Origin of the sequence: Brevundimonas sp. VNH65 (assembly GCF_049445955.1) — a bacterium.
Lineage (GTDB): Bacteria > Pseudomonadota > Alphaproteobacteria > Caulobacterales > Caulobacteraceae > Brevundimonas.
The window spans coordinates 1-18352 of record NZ_JBMSDX010000004.1 but is presented as its reverse complement, the minus strand read 5'-3'; the positions used below and the strand labels follow the sequence as shown (position 1 = coordinate 18352).

14 protein-coding genes and 1 tRNA gene are annotated in these 18352 nt (G+C 67.1%); 3 read left to right on the top strand and 12 right to left on the bottom strand.

Annotated features, from left to right (window positions below):
- Nucleotides 1–14: 14 nt before the first annotated feature.
- From lpdA to ACO2Q1_RS08420, 3 genes are all read right to left on the bottom strand, one after another.
- A complete protein-coding gene (gene lpdA, locus ACO2Q1_RS08430) occupies nucleotides 15–1427 on the bottom strand; it encodes a dihydrolipoyl dehydrogenase (RefSeq protein WP_423329056.1) in 1413 nt (470 codons plus the stop codon).
- A 117-nt stretch (nucleotides 1428–1544) separates the two neighbouring features.
- Nucleotides 1545–3245: a PAS domain-containing protein gene (locus tag ACO2Q1_RS08425; protein WP_423329055.1), complete on the bottom strand. Its 1701-nt coding sequence runs from the start codon at nucleotides 3243–3245 to the stop codon at nucleotides 1545–1547.
- A 159-nt stretch (nucleotides 3246–3404) separates the two neighbouring features.
- Nucleotides 3405–5708, bottom strand: coding sequence for a TonB-dependent receptor plug domain-containing protein (locus ACO2Q1_RS08420; protein WP_423329054.1), 2304 nt, complete (start codon nucleotides 5706–5708; stop codon nucleotides 3405–3407).
- A gap of 246 nt (nucleotides 5709–5954) precedes the next feature.
- Here ACO2Q1_RS08420 and ACO2Q1_RS08415 point away from each other — a divergent pair, with 246 nt between their 5' ends.
- Nucleotides 5955–7061, top strand: a complete 1107-nt coding sequence (locus ACO2Q1_RS08415) for a phytase (RefSeq protein WP_423329053.1) — start codon at nucleotides 5955–5957, stop codon at nucleotides 7059–7061.
- Nucleotides 7062–7183: 122 nt separating this feature from the next.
- On the opposite strand, the gene ACO2Q1_RS08410 is transcribed toward ACO2Q1_RS08415, so the two are convergent.
- Together ACO2Q1_RS08410 and ACO2Q1_RS08405 are read right to left on the bottom strand one after the other, a co-directional pair.
- Nucleotides 7184–7259: transfer RNA gene (locus tag ACO2Q1_RS08410), tRNA-Ala, on the bottom strand.
- 189 nt (nucleotides 7260–7448) lie between these two features.
- Nucleotides 7449–7910: a TIGR02300 family protein gene (locus tag ACO2Q1_RS08405; protein ID WP_423329052.1), complete on the bottom strand. Its 462-nt coding sequence runs from the start codon at nucleotides 7908–7910 to the stop codon at nucleotides 7449–7451.
- Nucleotides 7911–8052: 142 nt separating this feature from the next.
- Here ACO2Q1_RS08405 and aroA point away from each other — a divergent pair, with 142 nt between their 5' ends.
- Both aroA and ACO2Q1_RS08395 read left to right on the top strand, forming a co-directional pair.
- Nucleotides 8053–9366 carry a 3-phosphoshikimate 1-carboxyvinyltransferase gene (gene aroA / locus ACO2Q1_RS08400; RefSeq protein ID WP_423329290.1) on the top strand — a complete coding sequence of 438 codons (1314 nt, stop codon included), beginning with the start codon at nucleotides 8053–8055 and terminating at the stop codon, nucleotides 9364–9366.
- A gap of 32 nt (nucleotides 9367–9398) precedes the next feature.
- The gene (locus ACO2Q1_RS08395; protein WP_423329051.1) at nucleotides 9399–10631 is read left to right on the top strand and encodes a CaiB/BaiF CoA transferase family protein; all 1233 of its coding nucleotides are present in this window, start codon (nucleotides 9399–9401) and stop codon (nucleotides 10629–10631) included.
- A 4-nt stretch (nucleotides 10632–10635) separates the two neighbouring features.
- Here the strand turns inward: ACO2Q1_RS08395 and ACO2Q1_RS08390 are convergent, their stop codons facing one another.
- From ACO2Q1_RS08390 to ACO2Q1_RS08360, 7 genes are all read right to left on the bottom strand, one after another.
- Nucleotides 10636–11016, bottom strand: a complete 381-nt coding sequence (locus tag ACO2Q1_RS08390) for a hypothetical protein (protein ID WP_423329050.1) — start codon at nucleotides 11014–11016, stop codon at nucleotides 10636–10638.
- Between the two features lie 211 nt (nucleotides 11017–11227).
- Nucleotides 11228–11671 carry a hypothetical protein gene (locus ACO2Q1_RS08385; RefSeq protein ID WP_423329049.1) on the bottom strand — a complete coding sequence of 148 codons (444 nt, stop codon included), beginning with the start codon at nucleotides 11669–11671 and terminating at the stop codon, nucleotides 11228–11230.
- 77 nt (nucleotides 11672–11748) lie between these two features.
- Complete coding sequence (gene odhB, locus ACO2Q1_RS08380; RefSeq protein WP_423329048.1) at nucleotides 11749–13245, bottom strand: 2-oxoglutarate dehydrogenase complex dihydrolipoyllysine-residue succinyltransferase; 1497 nt, start codon at nucleotides 13243–13245, stop codon at nucleotides 11749–11751.
- 91 nt (nucleotides 13246–13336) lie between these two features.
- Entirely contained in the window at nucleotides 13337–16366 is a 3030-nt protein-coding gene (locus ACO2Q1_RS08375; RefSeq protein WP_423329047.1) for a 2-oxoglutarate dehydrogenase E1 component, read from the bottom strand.
- A 212-nt stretch (nucleotides 16367–16578) separates the two neighbouring features.
- Nucleotides 16579–17481: a succinate--CoA ligase subunit alpha gene (gene sucD / locus ACO2Q1_RS08370; protein WP_423329046.1), complete on the bottom strand. Its 903-nt coding sequence runs from the start codon at nucleotides 17479–17481 to the stop codon at nucleotides 16579–16581.
- A gap of 14 nt (nucleotides 17482–17495) precedes the next feature.
- Nucleotides 17496–17921, bottom strand: a complete 426-nt coding sequence (locus tag ACO2Q1_RS08365; RefSeq protein WP_423329045.1) for a PIN domain-containing protein — start codon at nucleotides 17919–17921, stop codon at nucleotides 17496–17498.
- A complete protein-coding gene (locus ACO2Q1_RS08360) occupies nucleotides 17905–18168 on the bottom strand; it encodes a ribbon-helix-helix protein, CopG family (protein WP_423329044.1) in 264 nt (87 codons plus the stop codon). The genes ACO2Q1_RS08365 and ACO2Q1_RS08360 overlap by 17 nt, the downstream gene beginning before the upstream one ends.
- Between the last annotated feature and the right edge of the window lie 184 nt (nucleotides 18169–18352).

The window sequence follows — 18352 nt, the reverse complement described above, 5'->3', positions numbered from 1 at the left end:
GCGCGCCGACCCGATCAGGCCTGCATCGTCCAGCCGTCCACGCCCATCGCCGCCTGCTTGACCGCTTCCGAGCGCGTCGGGTGGGCATGGCAGGTGCGGGCGATGTCTTCGGCCGACCCGCCGAAGGCCATGGCAATGCAGGCCTCGCCGATCAGTTCGCCGGCCGACGGGCCGAAGATGTGAACCCCCAGCACCTTGTCCGTGGTCGCCTCGGCCAGGACTTTCACGAAGCCCTCGGTCTCGTGGTTGATCTTGGCGCGGCTGTTGGCGCTGAACGGGAACTTGCCCTTCTTGAAGGCGACGCCGTCGGCCTTGAGCTGCTCTTCGGTCTTGCCGACCCAGGCCACTTCCGGACCGGTGTAGATGACGCTGGGGACCAGGTCGTAATCAACGTGGCCCGCCTTGCCGGCGATGTATTCGATGACGGCGACGGCCTCTTCCTCGGCCTTGTGCGCCAGCATCGGGCCGTGGGTCACGTCGCCGATGACCCAGACCCCGTCCTTGCCGGTCTTCAGGTGGTCATTGGCGAGGAAGCCGCGCTTGTCCGTCTCGATGCCCACAGTCTCCAGGCCGAGCCCGGCGGTGTAGGGGCGGCGGCCGATGGCGACCAGCACCACGTCCCCGGTCAGGGTCTCGGCGGCGCCGCCCGCAGCGGGTTCGAGCGTCAGCACGACCCCATCCTTGGCCGCCTTCGCCGAGGTGACCTTGGTTCCCATCTTGAAGGTCATGCCCTGTTTGGTCAGGCCGCGCTGGAAGGCGGTGGCGACCTCGGCGTCCATCCCGGCGCCGACCTTGTCCAGAAACTCGACCACCGTGACCTCGGCGCCCAGACGGCGCCAGACCGAGCCCAGTTCCAGCCCGATCACCCCGGCGCCGATGACGATCAGCTTCTTCGGAACCGCCGGCAGCGACAGGGCGCCGGTCGAATCGATCACCTTGCCCTCGACGAAATCCACGCCCGGAAGCGGCGTGGGCTCCGAACCTGTGGCGATGACGATATTCCTGGCGGTCAGGGACGAGACGCCGCCGTCAGCGGCGGTCACCTCGACCTGGCCCGGACCGGTGATGCGGCCCTTGCCCTTGATCCACTCGACCTTGTTCTTCTTGAACAGGAATTCGATGCCCTTGGTCAGTTGGCCGACACTGTCCGCCTTCTGCTTCATCATCTGCGCCAGGTTGACCTTGGGCGTGCCGACCTCGATGCCCAAGGTCGCGAACTCCTTGCCCGCCACCTCGAACAGCTCCGAGGCGTGCAGCAGGGCCTTGGACGGCATGCAGCCGACATTCAGACAGGTCCCGCCCAGGGTGTCGCGCATCTCGACGCAGGCGGCCTTCAGCCCAAGTTGCCCGGCGCGGATGGCGGCGTTGTAGCCGCCGGGGCCTCCGCCGATGATGACGACGTCATAGGGGGCAGCGGCTTCGGCCATGGGAGTCCTCGGGACGGAAGGGAGCGTCGGAACGGGCGCGCGCGATAACTAAGCCCTGGTCCGGTCGGGTCAACCGTCAGACCCCAGAAAGTCGATCGTGGATCCGCCGAAACCGGCTCAGGCGGGCCTGTCCGCCGACGAAAGGGGCAGCACGACGCGGACCTCGGTCCCCTCGCCCGGAATCGAACGCATCTCAAGATCGCCTTCCGCGCCGCGCGCGAACGCTCTCGCCTGCGACAGCCCCAGACCGGCGGCTCCGGCCCGCGTGGTGAAGAAGGCCTCGGGCGCGCGTCGCAGCGTGTCGGCCTCCATGCCGACGCCGTCGTCCCGGGCGCTGAGAACCGCGCGATCCCCGATCACGCTCAGCCGCAGGGACAGGGCGCGGGCTTCGGCCTGGACCGCGTTCAAGGCCAACGCCGACGTCGTCGCCTCCAGACCAGTGGGGTCCAGCGACACCATCACCGGTTCCGCAGGCGTCTCGACCATCAGGTCCAGCTCGGGGTGCGCCGCCCTCAGACGTCCTTCCTGGGCGCGCAGCAGGGCGGCCATGTCCAGCACCTGGTCGGTCCCGGCCGCCGCACCCGTCGTCAGCGCCGCCAGACGCCGCGACAGACCCTCGCCCCGTCGACCTGCCCCCAGTGCAGCCTGGGCCAGACGACGGACCTTGTCCGGCTGGTCGGCCTGGTCGGCCATCATCTCCACCGCGCCGGTCATGACCGACAGCAGGGCGCCGAATTCCTGCGTGAGGCCCAGGGCCAGGGCGCCGGCCTCGTCATGGCGGTCGTCGGCCAGCGGAGCCCGACCGTCAGCCGGCGCAGCCGGAGCCTCCGGCGTAACGGATGTCGGCGGGACGACCGGCTCCGCCTGGACATCGGTCCCCTCGGCCCCGGCTTCGGGGACCGCCGCAGGGCCGCCGCTCACCACCAGGACCTCGGCGCGGCCTCGTCCGTCCGCGAGCGGCGTCACCACCCAGTCGAACACGCGGCCGTCCGGCGCCGTGGCGGCGAAATCGGTGGCGAAGGCCGCATCCGCGGTCAGGGCGCCGCGCAGGGTCTGACGCACGGCGACCCGCTCGGATTCCGCGACGAAACGGTCGGCGAAGTCGGCGTCCAGAACGTCCTCGCCCGCCAGTCCGACAGCCGTCCGGTTGGCCAGCCGAACCAGACCGTGGGGCGACACCACCACAAGCGCCTCGGGCGCGGCGTCGAACAGCCGACGGACCATCGGGTCCTCGGCCGGCTGCGGCAGGGGGATCAACTCGCCCAGCGCCGGCTCGGGCGTGGTCAGGCCTTCGGTCTCGACCACGGCGGCGGTCGAGCCGATCACCTGGTCCATCTCGTCCAGGATCGGCATGGCGGTGACGGAGACCAGCATCCTGCGCCGGGTGGAGGGATTGGCCAGCAGGTGCTGAAAGCCCTTGACCGTCTGCCCCCTCAGGGCGCGCGCCGTCGGCAGCATGTCGGGCGGAATCGGTCGGCCGTCCGGAAAGGTGATGCCCCAGGTGGCCGAATGGAACCTCAGGCCCAGCAACTCCACGTCGCGCCGCCCCAGAAGCTGATGCGCCGCCCGGTTGGCGAACACGAACTTGCCCTGCACATCCGTCTGCACCAGAGCGACGGGGATGGCGTTCAAAACGTCAAACAGGCGACGATCCGTGCTGGCCGCCGTCTGTTTCACACGGTCCAGATGTGTGGAAACGTGACGGCCGCGTCGGCCGTTTCTGACGGCGAACACAATCGCGACGCCGGCGACCACATGGCCGAGGACGGCGAGGACGGCGAAGACCAGCGTCCAGTTCACCTCCCCTTCCAGCAGCATCGTCCCGTCCCAAATCGGCGCCCGCACAACGCGGACCTCGACCCCCTGCAACCGGCGGGCCGAAAATGGGGCTTATGGCGTGAGGCTGTGAACGGGTCATGAAAAAGGGGCCGGGCGAACGCCCGACCCCTTCTTCTTCGAAGCGCCAGGGCGCGGTGATCAGAACGCCATGCGGGCGACGATCTGGAACCAAGGGCCGGCGGACTCGGTCTCGATCTCATATTCGTCGAAATCGCGGTCCCGCTGATCCTCGATGGTGTTGAACTTGTTGAAGACCTCGTCCTTGGACGAATCCAGCAGGTTGGAGCCGGTGAAACGGATGACGGCGTTGGAGGAAATCTGCTTCTCGATGAAGATTTCCAGGTCGCCGCCGTATTTGGTCACGACCTCCTCACCGATGATCCGCCCCTCAGCGTCGCCCTGTTTCCGATAGGTGGCGCCGAAAGCCGCGCCCCAGGACGGGAGATCCTGAGTGAAGCCGAGATTGAAGACATAGTCGGACTGGGAGTTGAAGCGGCGATCGCCGAACGCGTCCTCTACCGAGCTGTCCAGCCAGGAGTAATTCACGAAGACCCCCGTGTGCTCCATCCCGATGAAGTCCAGCGGCGTCGAAAGATCGAACTCGATCCCCCAGACCTGTCCATCTCCCACGTTGTCGGCGGTCAGAACGAACGAGGTCAGCTCCTCGGCGGCTTCTTCAGGGGTCGCCCCGTCGTCGATCGCGTCCTCGTAGTTGCCCAGCGCCTCATCCGAATAGTCGCCGGTGTTGACCAGTTCGATCAGGTCGGTGACGTCGCGATAGAAGACGTTGACGCCGAAGACGCCCCGACGACCGAGGCGACGCTCGAAGCCCAGATCGGCGCCCCACGCGGTCTCCGGCGCGAGGTTGGGATTCCCCACGAAATCATTGTCGCCGTATTCGCCTTCCAGGGTCGCGGGGGTCAGGAAGTCGAAGTTCGGCCGCCGCACGGTCCGAGCCACCGAAGCCGTGATCCGGTCGCCTTCCGACAGGCGGAACCGCACGCTGGCCGACGGAAGCCACAGACCGTAGTCATTGTTCCCGACGTCGACGCCCGCCTCGTCCCGGATCGAGAAATCGGTCGTCTCATAGCGCAGGCCGGCTTCCCATTTGGCGATCCCGGCTTCGCCCGAAACCATGACGTAAGGATCCAGGCGGGTTTCCTCGATCGAGGTTTCGCCCCCCTCATAATCCTCGTACTCGCCGTCGGTCAGGCTGCGATAGGCGGTGACATCCTCGACCTCGGCCTCGGATACGAACTGGGCGTGGTCGCGGGTCTTGCGCGAGTACTGCACGCCGAACTCCAGCTCGACGTCGCCGGAAAGCGGACGCTTGTGCTCCAGGGCGGCCTGAACCTCATCATCCTGGACGCGCGTGCGGGTCCGTTCGCCTTCGATCACCTCGTCGCCGACGTCGAGCTCCTCTTCCTGCTCGAACTGCTCATCGTCGATCGAGGCGTAGCCGAGCTTGATCGTGGTCTCGCCGCCAAGCATCTCGCGATCAAAACGGCCCCGTACCGACCAGTTGTCGGTCAGGATGTCGAGAGGATTTTCGTTGATCTTGGCGGGGTCAGTGACATCGCCTTCGTCGTATTCGATCGAGCTCTCGTCCTGCACGCGGTCCGTCCGCACGAAGACACCGCTCAGTTGCAGATTTCCGCCTGCGAACGGAGTCTCATAGGCGACATTGGCGGAATAGTCGGTGCCGTCGCGCGTGTCCGTCTGGGCTTCGGTGTCATTGAGCTCCGCGCCCGGCTCGTCGTAGCGCCAGCTCATCTTCTGCTTGGGATTGCGCCGGTCCTGGATATTGCCGCCGACCAGAAGCCGGCCTTCGCCGACCTGGCCGCCCCACACGGCGCCGTAGGTTCCGCCCCACTGACCGTAGGGATTATCCTTCCAGTTCAGGGCGCCCAGCCGGACGTAGCCGCCATCCAGCGAGAGGGCGTCGCGCAGAACGATGTTGATGGCGCCGGCCACCGCGTCCCCGGACCGATTGGCCGAAGAAGACCGCACAACCTCGACACGCTCGATCAGTTCGGCCGGGATTCGATCGACGAAGAAGGAGCGGTCCAGATTGGCGCCGGGAACCCTCTCGCCGTTGATCAGGATCTGGGTGTAGGCCGAGTCGAGCCCGCGGATGCGGACGCCGTCCGACTCCAGCACGTCGGACAGGAAGGTGACGGACGGCACGCGCTTAAGGGCGTCACCGGCGGTCAGGGGCTCGAATCGTTGGAAATAATCCAGGTCATACGAAAGCGTCGGAACCACGTCGTCGGTGCGATTGCGCATCGCCGGCTCGCCGGTGACGATGACGTCCTCAACGGCGGTGACTGGCCCTTCAGGCGCCACCACGGCGGAATCCGGCGCGGGCGGCTCGGAGGCCAGGACCGGCGCGGCCAGGGCGAGCGGCGCGACGGCGGCGCCGAGAAGCAGAGCGAGTTTCATCGAATATCCCCATGCGGCCGTGCGACGTTTCGCCTCGACCGTTGCGGGGGCGCATACGCCGCAGCCACGACGCAGCCGCGACGGTTGGACGACGGGAGTTTCGCGTTTTCGGCGCCGCTTGATGACGTTCGATCCGGGATCGGACGGGTCGTCTCGAAAACGCAACGAGACCGTCATCCCAGCGCCGTTGACCCCCTCGCCCGCCCATGATCTCGGCGGGCCGCACCTTCACAAAGGACCCCCGACATGGCCCGCCCGACCCTCTTCGCCGCCGCCTCCATAAGCCTGATGGCGCTTGCCGCCTGCGCCACCGGGGAGGTCGACTTTCAGGGTGAAGGCGAGGGCTTCGTCGGACCGGGCGCACCGGTGACGGCGGTGCTGGAAACCCCCTCCGTCGGAACCGTCGGCGACGACGCGGCCGACGATCCGGCTATCTGGGTCTCGCCCTCGCCGGTGTCGGTGATGGGCCGATCGGTCGGCGGCTTCGTCGCCGGCACCGACAAGAAGGCGGGCCTCTATCTCTATGATTTCGACGGTCAGGTGCTGCAATTCATGCCCGAGGGCCTGCTGAACAACGTCGATGTGGTCGAAGGCCTGACCGTCGCGGGGCGGCCCCAGGTGCTGCTGGGCGCCAGCGACCGCACGCCGGGCCGGACCGGCGTCTCCCTCTACCTGTTCGATCCGGCGGGCGCAGGGGCGGAAAACGGGGTCCGGCCCTGGGGCGCGATCGCGACCGACGTGGTTGAACCCTACGGCTTCTGCTTCGCCCGCGTGGGCGCGGACATCCACGCCATCCTGATCGGGCATGAAGGCGAACTGCGGCAGTTCGTCGTCACGGTCGGCGCCGACGGCCGCCCGGCCTCCCGCGAGGTGCGACGCGCCGAGATCGGAACCATCTCCGAAGGCTGCGCCGCCGATGTGGAGACCGACGCCCTCTATGTCGCGGAGGAGAACGTCGGCCTGTGGCGCTATGGTCTGGACCCGGCCTCGGGCGCGGCCAGGACCCTGGTTCAGCCGATCGCCCGGGACATTCTGGTGGCCGACGCAGAAGGCCTGACCGTCCTTGAGGACGGGACGGCGCGCTATCTGATCGGCTCCAGCCAGGGCGACTCCGCCTTCCCCGTCTGGCGCATCGACGGCGCCGCGCCGGAATACAAGGGCCGCTTCGTGATCAAGGACGGCGAAGGCGTGGACGGCGTGACCGGCACCGACGGGCTGGACGCTCACGGCGGCTTCGTCTCGACCCGGTTCCCCGAGGGCCTGATCGTGATCCAGGACGACGTCGACGACGTCGGCACCCAGAACTTCAAATACATCGACTGGCGGACGGTGCGGACGGCCCTGGGCCTGTAGGACAGTCGCCCTTCTCGAACACAACCCCAACGGCGACGCCCCCGGCGTCGCCGTTTTCGCAGGCGCCCACGGGGCCGGGCTGGAATTGGAAAACCCCCCGCCGGGTTACGGCGAGGGGTTCATGGTGGAGCTAAGCGGAGTCGAACCGCTGACCTCTTGAATGCCATTCAAGCGCTCTACCAACTGAGCTATAGCCCCAAACCTCGGGCCTGGGCCCTCGGATCGGATCACCGGGTATTGGCGTGGCCCCCGGCGAGGCGGCGGAACCTATGTCAGCCCTTTTCAGGGATCAAGCCCGCCTGCGACATTTATTTTCGTCCTCGGATCAGGACGAAAATCGCTTCGTCCGGACCGGTCGAAACCGGCCCGGACGAATTGAAAGTCAGCCTATTCGTCGTCGCCGGACGCGCCCTTGGTGATCTCGTCCTCGAACGAGTCGTCGTCCTCGTCCTCGATGAAGGGAACAGAGTCGTCATCGTCGTCGTCGAGCACGTCGTCGTCGCCGTCGGTCGATCCCATGCCGGGTTCATCCTCGGGGCCGGACGGGGCGTCATCGTCCTCGTCATCGGGCGTCAGGATCGGCTCATGGCCTTCCTCGTCGATCTCGGGGGTGGAGGTCTCCTCCTCCTCGTCGTCGTCGCCGTCGACCTTCTTGTCGTCGACCTGATCTTCGGCGTCGTCGGCGGCATAGCCGCCCGGACGGCCGCGACGGCTGCGCAGCTTGATGGCCTCTTCAGGATCGAATTCGGCGTCGCATTTGGGGCAGTGGGCGGGGCGGCGGTTCAGGTCATAGAACTTCGCCTGACAATTCGGGCAGACCTGCTTCGTACCCAGTTCGGGATTGGCCACGGATGGGGACCTTCTGGATGGCGGGGATTTCGGGCGGCTCCCTTGCCACTGCTGGACGCCGCTGTCAAAAGCCCTTTCGTTCCGGCGGCCCCTGTTCTTGCGGCGCCCGGCCCTTCCCGCCCCGCAGGAGCGTTCCAGAGTGATCGTCGCCGCCCGTCTGACCGCCCGCCCGACCTCCGGCCCTCTGACGGGCCGGGTGCGCGCCCCCGGCGACAAGTCGATGTCGCACCGGTCCCTGATCCTGGGCGCCATGGCGACCGGCGTAACCGAGATCGAAGGCCTCTTGGAGGGTGACGACATCCTGGCCACGGCGCGCGCCGCGACGGCCTTCGGCGCGGACGTGACGCGCCTGGGCGACGGGCGCTGGCGGGTGATCGGTCAGGGAGGACTGAAGACCCCGCTGCAGGTCATCGACTGCGGCAACGCCGGCACGGGCGTTCGGCTCCTGATGGGAGCGGCGGCAGGCTACGACCTGCGGGCGACCTTCGACGGCGACCAGTCCTTGCGCAAGCGGCCGATGAAGCGGGTTACGGCGCCGCTGACCGACATGGGCGCCCGCTTCGCCTGGCTGGCGGATGAGGACCGCCTGCCCCTGACCCTGTCCGGCGGCGGCCTTAAGGCCATCGACCACCTCCAGACCGTGGCTTCGGCCCAGATCAAGTCGGCGATCCTGTTGGCCGCCCTGAACGCGGAAGGCGAGACGATCGTCACCGAGCCGGAAAAGAGCCGCGACCACACGGAACGCATGCTGCGGGCCTTCGGCGCCGAGGTGGATGTCCAGCCCCTCGCCGAGGGCTGGCGCATTCGTCTGAAGGGGGGACAGGCCCTGACGGGCGCGCCGGTGGCCGTGCCGGGAGATCCGTCGTCCGCCGCCTTTCCGCTGGCGGCCGCCCTGATCGTTCCGGGCGCGTCGGTCACGGTCGAAGGGGTCATGCTCAACCCTCTGCGCACTGGCCTTTTCGACACCTGGCGCGAGATGGGCGCCGACCTGACCGTGGCCAATGTGCGTGAAAGCGGCGGAGAGCAGATCGGCGACGTGACCGCCCGCCATTCCGCCTTGACGGGCGTGGTCGTGCCCGAGAGCCGCGCCGCCTCCATGATCGACGAATATCCGATCCTGGCCGCGACCGCCGCCTATGCCGAAGGCGCCACCGTCATGCGCGGCGTCGGCGAGATGCGCGTCAAGGAAAGCGACCGGATTTCGCTGATGGTCAACGGCCTGCGCACCTGCGGCGTCGCCGTGGAAGAGGAGGCCGAAGGCTTCATCGTCCAGGGTGGCCGGGTGAAAGGCGGCGCGACCGTCGTCACCGCCCACGACCACCGTATCGCCATGAGCCATCTGGTGCTGGGTCTGGCGGCGGAGCAGGCCGTCTCCGTCCTGGACCCCGAAATGATCGCCACCAGCTTCCCCGGCTTCGTCGAGCTGATGAACGGCCTCGGCGCCGAGGTCGGCTAGGCTCGTAGGTCTCGGCGGCGTATGTCGGACATATGAGCACCCCCCAGACGGATGAAGGCCACGAACCTCGCGCCGCCGGCCCTTTGGCGGGCGTGCGCGTGCTGGACCTGTCGCGGGTTCTGGCCGGCCCCTGGGCGACCCAGACCCTGGCTGACCTGGGCGCCGAGGTGATCAAGGTGGAACGTCCCGGCGTCGGCGACGATACACGCCACTGGGGCCCGCCCTTCCTGGAGGCCGCCGACGGCGGCCGGGGCGACGCCGCCTATTTCATGGCGGCCAACCGCGGCAAGAGGTCGATCGAGCTGGACATCGCCTCCGCCGAGGGGGCGGCCGTGGCGCGGCGGCTCGCGGCCACCTGCGACGTGGTCGTCGAGAATTTCAAGACCGGCGGCCTGAAGAAATACGGCCTGGACCACGCCGGCCTGTCCGCGACCAACCCGCGCCTGGTCTATTGCTCGATCACCGGCTTCGGCCAGGACGGGCCGGACGCCGCCCGTCCCGGCTATGACTACATGATCCAGGCCATGGGCGGCCTGATGTCGATCACCGGCCAGGCCGACGGACAGCCCGGTGCCGAGCCGATGAAGGTCGGTGTGGCGGTGGTCGACCTGTTCACCGGCCTCTACGCCTCCAACGCCATACTGGCGGCCCTGCTGCATGCCCGGGCGACCGGTCAGGGCCAGCATCTGGACATCGCCCTGTTCGACGTCCAGGCGGCCATGCTGGCCAATCAGGCGACCAATTTTTTCGCCTCCGGTCAGGCGCCGTCCCGCATGGGCAACGCCCATCCCAATCTGGCCCCCTACCAGCCGTTCCCCTGTCTCAATGGCGCGGTGGTGATCGCCGTGGGCAATGACGGTCAGTTCCGCGCCCTTTGCCGCGCCCTCGGCGACCCGGCCTTGGGCGACGATCCCCGTTTCGCCGCCAACGCTCAACGCGTCGAACACCGCGCCGCCCTGACCGCCGACCTTTCGACGCTGACGTCCCGCTTCACCATGAAGGACCTGATGTCGCTGCTGGAGCAGGCAGGCGTGCCTTGCGGACCGGTGAACTCCGTCGATCAGGTGTTCGAGGAACCCCAGGCCGTCCACCGCCAGTTGATCGTCGAGCAGCGGCGCGAGGACCTTGCCCGGTCGATCCGCACCGTAGCCAGCCCGGTGAGACTGTCGCTGACGCCCGTGGCCTATGATCGGCCGCCGCCCCGTCTCGGCCAGCACACCGCAGAGGTCCTGGCCGCTATCGGCCTGGCGGACGACGAGGGCTGAGAGGTCACCCCAGGAGGCCGGTTCTCGCCATCCACGTCACGGCCAGGGTCGCGACCGTGTAGATGCCGAAGGCGTGGATGGTCGCCATCCGTCCATACTCCCGCGTCTGCACCGCCCAGATCAGATAGGACGCCTGGCTGAGCCAGCACAGGCCGAACAGCAGAACGGCCCAGCGGCTGAGCACCAGAAGGGAAATCCCGGACGAGACCGTCAGGGCAGCCGCGACGAACATCCAGACCGCGACGATCCGGTCGTCTCGCGAAATCGAAACCAGGTTCGCGGCCGCCAGCGCCCTGTCCAGCAACAGATTGAGCCGCGCCTGCCTCAGGGCCGCGAGCCCGCCGAGCAGGTAGAAGGCGCCGATGCAGTAGGCCAGCCAGGTCATGCGGCGACTCCTGCACGTCGCGCGAGGCGGCGCGCCTTACCGAATCTGTCGAAGCGCGGGATCGTCCGCTCTGCGCATGTTTTCGAGACCGACGCCAATCCAACCTCCCTGAAGATCGAAGGGAAGTTCAAACGGCGCGGCCGGCGTCGGCGCCATCCCTAGAAATCAACTAGCGGAAAATCCGCTAGATCGATCGCGCACTTTCGGATCGTCATGGCGGATAGAGGAACAGGGCCTGCACCAGGGCGGCCAGACAGACACCGCCCGCCAGCAGCGCGGCCGCCAACAACATTCCCTGCCAGGCGATGGGTCGAAAGCGCCGGGGCAGGCTGGTCCCCCAGAATCCACCGGTCGCAAACGCGGCCACGGCCAGCAGACGGGACGCTACGCTCGCGCCGGGCGTTGGTTCGTCCAGATCATCGCCGTCCGTCTCGGCGAACTCTCCAGCCTGCGCGCGATGCAGCAGGAGCCGCGCCGCCTCGACGTTCGACGCGGCGCCCAACAGTCGGATGCCGAGCGCTCGCTGCATCAAAGGATCGATGGTGGTCTGGTGACGCTCGGTGACGAAAACCCGGATGCCGTGGGACTCCAGAAAGGCCGCCGCGAGATCCGCCTCATGGACGTCGCTGAAACGGGCGATCTCGACCAGGCTCATAATCCCAGCCTAGCACGGACGTCGAAATTGAGAACGGCGGCCTCTCGCGAGGCCGCCGTTCCGGAAGTCCCGCCGGATCAGAGATCCAGCAGGGCCCGCTGCGGGTCTTCCAGCAGTTCCTTGATGCGCACCAGGAAGGTCACCGCCTCCTTGCCGTCGACGATCCGGTGATCATAGCTCAGCGCCAGATACATCATCGGCCGGATCTTGACCTCGCCGTTCACGGCCATCGGACGCTGGACGATGTTGTGCATGCCCAGGATGCCCGACTGCGGCGCGTTCAGGATCGGCGTCGACATCAGCGAGCCGTAGGTCCCGCCGTTGGTGATCGTGAAGGTGCCGCCCTGCAGCTGATCCATGGTCAGGGCGCCGTCGCGGGCCGCCTTGCCCAGGTCGGCGATGCCCTTCTCGATCCCGGCCAGGGACAGGGCGTCCGCATCACGCAGGACCGGCACCACCAGCCCCTTTTCGGTGCCGACGGCGATGCCGATGTCGTAGTGGTTCTTGTAGATGATGTCCGTGCCGTCGATCTCGGCGTTGACGGCCGGGATCTCCTTCAGGGCCGCGACGACGGCCTTGGTGAAGAAGGACATGAAGCCCAGCTTCACGCCGTGGCGCTTCTCGAACACGTCCTTGTACTGGGCCCGCAGCGCCATGACGTTGGTCATGTCCGCCTCGTTGAAGGTGGTCAGCTGGGCGGCGGTGTTCTGGGATTCCTTCAGGCGGCGCGCGATGGTCTGACGCAGACGCGTCATCTTCACCCGCTCCTCACGCGGCTGATCGGCGCGGGGCGCGGCCGGCGCCGCGGGCGTCGCAGCAGCGGCCGGGGCGGCCGAACCGATGGCCGCCAGGGCGTCGCCCTTGGTGATGTTGCCCTTCGGACCGGTCGGCGCGATCGCCTTGGGGTCCAGATTGTTCTCGGTCACGACCCGCTGGACGGCGGGCGACAGGGTGTCGTTCTTGGCCACCTGGGCCGAACCCGAGTTGGCCGGAGCCGTTGCGGCAGGCGCAGTCGGGGCGGTGCTCGGGGCGGCGGCGCCCGATCCGGCGACCGACCCGATCTTCTGGCCGGGAGTCACAGTCGCGCCTTCGTCGGCGAGAATGGTCAGGACGCCGTCGGCCGGGGACGAGACCTCGACGGCCACCTTGTCGGTCTCGATCTCGACCAGCAGCTCGTCCTTCTTCACCGCCTCTCCGCTCTTCTTGAGCCACTTGCCCATAGAGCCTTCGGCGACGCTCTCGCCCATGGTCGGGACGGCGATGTCGGCGGCAGCGGAAGCTGCAGACGCCGCAGCCGGAGCGGCGGCGGCCGGCGCCGCCTTCGCCGGAGCCGCTGCTCCGCCTTCCGACACCACGCCCAGCACCGCGCCCGGAACGACGGTGTCGCCCTCGGCCGCCTTGATCTCGGCCAGGACGCCGTCAGCCGGCGCCACGACCTCCAGCGAGACCTTGTCGGTCTCCAGCTCGACCAGCAGTTCGTCCTTCCTGACCGGATCGCCCGCCTTCTTGGTCCATTTGGCGATGGTCGCCTCGGTTACGGATTCGCCGAGGGCGGGGGTCAGGATGTCGGCCATGTCGGGGGGTCCAGGCTTTTCGTTCGGTCGGTCTAATCTAGGCGGTCGGTCGGGGTTTGTCAGGGCGTCAAGACGCTCCGATCGGTCTGTCTCAGGCGAAAGCCTCGGTGGTGAAGGCTTCCAGCTCCTTCAGATGGCGGCTCATCAGGCCGGCGGCGGTCGAGGCCGAGCCAGGACGGCCGACGTAGCGGGCCCGCTTGGAGGCGACGTCCAGCTTGTCCAGCGTCAGCTCCAGCCACGGATCGACAAAGGTCCAGCCGCCCATGTTCTTGGGCTCTTCCTGACACCAGACCACCTCGGCCTTCGGGAAACGCGCCAGTTCCTTGCGCAGCGACTGGATCGGCCACGGATAGAACTGCTCCAGACGCAGGATGTAGACGTCGTCGGCGCCCTTCTCCCCGGCCTGAGCCTTCTTCTCGCGCGCATCCAGCAGGTCGTAATAGACCTTGCCCGAGCACAGGATGACCCGGCGGATATCCTTGTCGGCCTTGATCTTGACGCCGGCGACCTCGGGCCGGGTCTGGGCGTCGTCGTGCAGCAGGCGGTGGAAGGACGAACCCTCCGCCAGCTCCGACAGGCTCGACACCGCCTTCTTGTGCCGCAGCAGCGACTTGGGCGTCATCAGGATCAGCGGCTTGCGGAACGGCCGGTGCATCTGGCGGCGCAGAATGTGGAAATAATTCGCCGGGGTGGTGCAGTTGGCGACCTGCATATTGTCCTCGGCGCACTGCTGCAGGAACCGCTCCAGGCGAGCGGACGAGTGTTCCGGACCCTGCCCCTCATAGCCGTGCGGCAGCAGCATCGTCAGGCCGCTCATCCGCAGCCACTTGCGCTCGCCCGACGAGATGAACTGGTCGATGACGACCTGGGCGCCGTTCACGAAATCGCCGAACTGGGCCTCCCACAAGACCAGGGTGTTCGGGTCGGCCAGGGAGTAACCGTATTCGAAGCCCAGCACCGCCTCTTCCGACAGTGCCGAGTCGATCACTTCGAAATTGGCCTGTCCCTCGCGCAGGTTGTTGAGCGGGAAATAGCGTTCCTCGGTCGTCTGATCGACGATGCCCGAATGGCGCTGGGAGAAGGTGCCGCGCACCGAATCCTGGCCCGACAGGCGCACCGGATAGCCTTCATCCACAAGGCTGGCGAAGGCCAGGCTCTCGGCCGTGGCCCAGTCGAGGTTCTGGCCGCTCTCGATCGCCTCCCGACGGCCGTCGATGACCCGTTTCAGGGTCTTGTGCGCGTCCACGCTGTTGGGGATCGCGGTCAGGCGGGCGCCCAGCGACTTCAGCTTCTCCAGCGGAACGGCGGTGTCGCCGCGCAGCTCCTCCTTCGACGCGGCCATCCCCTTCCACTGACCGTCCAGCCAGTCGGCCTTGTCCGCCTTCCAGGTCTTGGCGGCGTCGAACTCGGCGTCGAGGAAGGCCTCGAACCGCGCCACCTCGGCGTCGGCCTCGACCTGGGAGAGAACCCCTTCGGCCACCAGGCGGCGTGCATAGATTTCCCGCGTCGATGGCTGGGCGCGGATCTTGGAGTACATGATCGGCTGGGTGAAGGTCGGATCGTCCCCTTCGTTGTGGCCGAACCGGCGATAGCAGAACATGTCCACCACCACGTCCTTGTGGAACTTCTGCCGGTATTCAGTGGCCACCTTGGCGGCGAAGACGACCGCTTCCGGATCGTCGCCGTTCACGTGGAAGATCGGCGCCTGCACCATCAGGGCCACATCCGAAGGATAGGGCGACGAGCGCGAGTTCCGCGGGCTGGTGGTGAAGCCGATCTGGTTGTTGATCACGAAATGCAGGGTGCCGCCGGTGCGGTATCCCTTCAGCCCCATCAGGGCGAAGCATTCCGCCACCACGCCCTGACCGGCGAAGGCGGCGTCGCCGTGGATCAGCAGGGGCGCGACCTTCGAACGGTCCAGGGCCCATTCGGCCTCCGGCTTGCCCGCGTTGGCCTCGCGGATGTCGAACGCCTGTTTGGCGCGCGACTTGCCCAGCACCACCGGATTGACGATCTCCAGGTGCGACGGATTGGCGGTCAGCGACAGGTGCACCTTGTTGCCGTCGAACTCGCGGTCCGACGAGGCGCCCATGTGATATTTGACGTCGCCCGAGCCCTCGATGTCGCTCGGAACGGCGGAACCGCCCTGGAACTCGTGGAAGATGACCTTGTAGGGCTTGCCCATCACGGCCGCGAGCACGTTCAGGCGCCCACGGTGCGCCATGCCCAGCACGATCTCGTCGACGCCCAGGTTGCCGCCGCGCTTGATGACCTGCTCCAGCGCCGGAACCATGGCCTCGCCGCCGTCCAGACCGAAGCGTTTCGTGCCCGGGAAACGCTTGTGCAGGAACCGCTCGAAGCCCTCGGCCTCGATCAGCTTGTTGTAGATCGCCAGCTTGCCTTCGCGGGTGAAGGCGTTCTGCTCGAACTTGTCGGGCCCCTCGAACCGTTGCTGCAGCCAGGCCTTCTCCTCCGGCTCGGCGATATGCATGTACTGGATGCCGATGTTGCCGCAGTAGGTGCGCTTGAGGATGTCCAGCACCTGGCGGATCGAGCCGGTCTCCAGCCCCAGCACGCCGTCCAGATAGATCGGACGGTCCAGGTCGGCGCCCGAGAAGCCATAGAACTCCGGCGTCAGCTCGGGATTTTCGACCGGCAGCTCGATGCCCAGAGGATCGAGATTGGCCTGCAGATGGCCGCGCACGCGATAGGCGCGGATCAGCATCAGGGCGCGAATGGAGTCGTGGGCGGCGGCCCGCACTGCCTCGGCGCTGATCGAAGGTGTCGCCGTCGGGGCGGCTTCCGTCCTGGCCGCGGCGGCGCCGGGCTTGGCGGCGGCTTTGGGATCGGGCTTGGGCGCCGGCCAGCGGCCGTCAAACACGGCGGTCTGTTCGGTCGGCTCCGCCACGTCCTTGCGGCCCCAGCCGCCGGCCTGGGCCGAGGCGGTCACCAGAGCAGCGTTATCTTTCAGCTGATCGAAGAAGGCGCGCCATTCGGCGGAGATCGAGGTCGGATCCGCGGCCCACTTTTCGTGCAGACCCTCGATGAAGGCGGCGTTGGAGCCATAAAGGAAGCTGGTCTCGGCAAAGACCTGGTTCAGCCGACCGGCATCGTCCGCCATCGTTTTCGTCGTCCCGACTATCGTGCTCTGGCCCTCACGGTCACGATGCCGTGATAGCCGCCGTCATATAGGCTCTCTTTCCTGACGGGTCATGACCGAAACGGGGCGCAAAGCAATAAATTGGTCGAATAGTCGGACAAAAAAGAAGCCCCGGCGCATGCCGGGGCCTCCATTCATCCGTTCGGCGCATGGAGTGATGCGCCGGGGGGCCTTCAGCCCTTGAGCACTTCGACCAGGGTCTTGCCCAGACGCGCCGGCGAGGGCGACACCTTGATGCCGGCCGCCTCCATGGCCGCGATCTTGGATTCCGCATCGCCCTTGCCGCCGGACACGACCGCGCCGGCGTGGCCCATGGTGCGGCCCTTGGGCGCCGTGCGGCCCGCGATGAAGCCGGCCATCGGCTTCTTGCGACCCTTCTTGGCCTCGTCGATCAGGAACTGGGCGGCGTCCTCTTCGGCCCCGCCGCCGATTTCGCCGATCATGATGATAGAGGTGGTCTCGGGGTCGGCCAGGAACATTTCCAGCACGTCGATGAACTCCGTGCCCTTGACCGGGTCGCCGCCGATACCGACGGCCGTCGTCTGGCCCAGTCCCTCGTTCGAGGTCTGGAACACGGCCTCATAGGTCAGGGTGCCCGAACGCGAGACGATGCCGACATTGCCCTTCTTGAAGATGGAGCCCGGCATGATGCCGATCTTGCACTCGTCCGGCGTCAGGACGCCGGGGCAGTTCGGGCCGAGCAGGCGCGAATTGGAGCCTTCCAGGCGGCGCTTCACCCGCACCATGTCCAGCACCGGAATGCCCTCGGTGATGCAGGTGATGAAGGGGATTTCGGCCTCGATGGCCTCGATGATGGCGTCCGCCGCACCGGCCGGCGGGACGTAGATGACCGAGGCGTCGGCGCCGGTGGCGTCCTTGGCTTCGGCGACCGAGGCGTAGATCGGCAGGGTCTCGCCGTGCGAACCGGTCCAGTTCGTGCCGCCCTTGGTCGGGTGCACGCCGGCGACCATCTGGGTGCCGTGATAGGCCAGCGCCTGTTCGGTATGGAACCCGCCGGTCTTCCCGGTCAGGCCCTGGACGATGATCTTGGTGTTCTTGTCGACGAGAATGGACATCAGGTCTCTCTAGGTCAGGCGGGAAGGAAAGGGTTTTCGACGCGGACCGACCCGTAGGTCTGGCCGTGATTCAGGTCTTCGGAATAGAGGACACGGGCGCCGATACGTTCGGCGGCGGCGATGATCGCGCCGTCCCAATAGGAGATCTGGTAGCGGTGGGCGTTGTCGATGCCGGCGACTACCACCTCGGGCGTGATCGGCTGGCAGGGTTTCATCGCAACGACGCGGACCCATTCGCGAGCCTTGTCAGCGGTAAGCGGCGTCGCGCCCTTTCGGGTGGCGTTGTTGTAGAATTCAGCCAGCACCTGACCGGAAGTGCAATAGTCCTCGGTAAGCACGATCTCGCGCGCTCGCTCCCACCGGCGACCGGCGTGTTCACGGCCCAGGGCGGCGTAGAGCAGAATGTTGGTGTCGAGGAAGACCTCAGTATTCGCGATCAAACCGAGGATCCCCGCTATAGGTCTCTTCCCGACTGGGAGGACGCCAGCCCTCGCCGCCGCGACCTTCAGACTCGTCGATCAGTTTCAGCAGCGCCTCACGCGCCTCGTCTTTGGAGGTCTCTTCCCTGACCAGTCGGGTCAGGAAGCCGCGGACCATCTCGTTGACGCTGGTCCGCTTCATGGCGGCCAGCACCCGCACCTTGTCGAGCAGATCGTCGTCGATGGCGAGGGTGAGGTTGCGGGTCATTGCGGAAATCTACACGGATTATGTGTAACACGTATCTCGTGCCGATCCGAGGCGCAAGTGACGTGACCCCCTGAAACTCCTCCAGGAATAGCTAGAGTCCGCCCCTCGAAAGGACGGACAGAATGAAGCGGTCACGGTTCACGGAAGAGCAGATCATCGGGATCCTGCGGGAGCAGGAGGCCGG